Annotated in this window: 1 protein-coding gene; it reads left to right on the forward strand. The window is 66.6% G+C overall.

What is annotated here, in order from left to right; all coding sequences use genetic code 11:
* Positions 1-24: 24 nt before the first annotated feature.
* Positions 25-1523, forward strand: a 1499-nt coding sequence (locus tag IE247_RS33870) for a condensation domain-containing protein (RefSeq protein WP_268247275.1), incomplete at its 3' end; no start/stop codon positions are given.

Genomic DNA, 1523 nt, shown 5'->3' on the forward strand with positions numbered 1-1523 from the left:
CGTGAGGTTTTTCAGTGTGGGTCGGTGGGTGGGTTGGCGGTGGTGGCGCGGGATGTGGGTGTGGTGGGGGTGGTGGGTGATGGTGAGGGTGTGGGGGTGTTGCCGGTGACGCCGGTGATGTTGGGGTTTGGTGGGTTGGGTGGTGTGGGGTTTGAGGGGTTTTGTCAGTCGGTGGTGGTGAGGGTGCCGGGTGGTGTGGGTTTGGGTGGGGTGAGGGGTGTGGTGCAGGCGGTGTTGGATCGTCACGATGTGTGGCGGTCGCGGTTGGTGGGGGTGGGGGAGGGGTGGGGTTTGGATGTGGGGGGTGTGGGGGTGGTGCGGGCGGTGGATTGTGTGCGGCGGGTGGATGCGTGGGGGGTGTCGGATGCGGATTTGGGTGTGTTGGTGGGGTCGGTGGGGCGTGAGGTGGCGGGGGAGCTGGATCCGGTTGGCGGGGTGATGGTGCGGGTGGTGTGGTTCGACCGGGGTGGTGTGGTTCCGGGTCGGTTGTTGGTGGTGGCGCATCATCTGGTGGTTGATGGGGTGTCGTGGCGGGTGGTGGTGTCGGATCTGGGGGTGGCGTGGGGGGCGTTGTCGGAGGGTCGTGCGGTGGGGTTGCCGGGGGTGGGGACGTCGTTTCGGCGGTGGGCTCGGTTGTTGGGGGAGGAGGCTTCGAGCGCGGGTCGGGTGGGGGAGTTGGGGTTGTGGTCGGGGGTGTTGTCGGGTCCTGATGCGGTGATCGGTTCGCGTCGTCTGGATGCGGGGCGGGATGTGGTGGGTTCGGCGGTGTCGTTGTCGTGGGTGTTGCCGGCGGGGGTGTCGTCGGGGTTGTTGTCGCGGGTGTCGTCGGTGTTTTTCTGTGGTGTGGATGAGGTGTTGCTGTCGGGGCTGGCGGTGGCGTTCGGCCGTTGGTCGGGGTTCGGCGGCGGGGCTGGTGGGTCGTTGTTGGTGGATGTGGAGGGGCATGGTCGGGAGGAGTTTGTGGCGGGGGTGGATCTGTCGCGGACGGTGGGGTGGTTCACGGGGGTGTATCCGGTCCGTCTGAATACGGGAACGGGGGCGGATTCGGGTGTGGGTGGGGTGTTGAAGGGGGTGAAGGAGGCGGTTCGGGGGGTTCCGGACGGTGGTGTGGGGTTTGGTTTGCTGCGTTATTTGAATGCGGAGACGGGTCGGGTGTTGGCGGGTATGCCGTCGGCTTCGGTGGCGTTCAATTATCTGGGTCGTTTTCCTGCGGGGCGGGATGAGGATTGGGCTCCTGCGGTGGAGTCGGGGGTGTTGGGTGGTGGTGCGGATGACCGGATGCCGTTGACGCATGCTCTCGCGGTGAATGCGGTGACGCGTGATCTTCCGGAGGGGCCGGAGGTTTCCTTCACTCTTACCTGGCCCGGTGAGGTGCTGGCCGAGAGGCAAGTGCAAGAACTCGGGGATGCCTGGGTGGCTGCTCTGGCTGAGTTGGTGGCGGAGGCGGAGCGTCCGGGTGCTGGGGGGCGGACGCCGTCGGATCTGCCGTTGGTGAGCCTCACCCAAGCCGAAATCGACCAGAT

The sequence above is a fragment of the Streptomyces inusitatus genome, from assembly GCF_014651115.1.
GTDB lineage: Bacteria > Actinomycetota > Actinomycetes > Streptomycetales > Streptomycetaceae > Streptomyces > Streptomyces amakusaensis.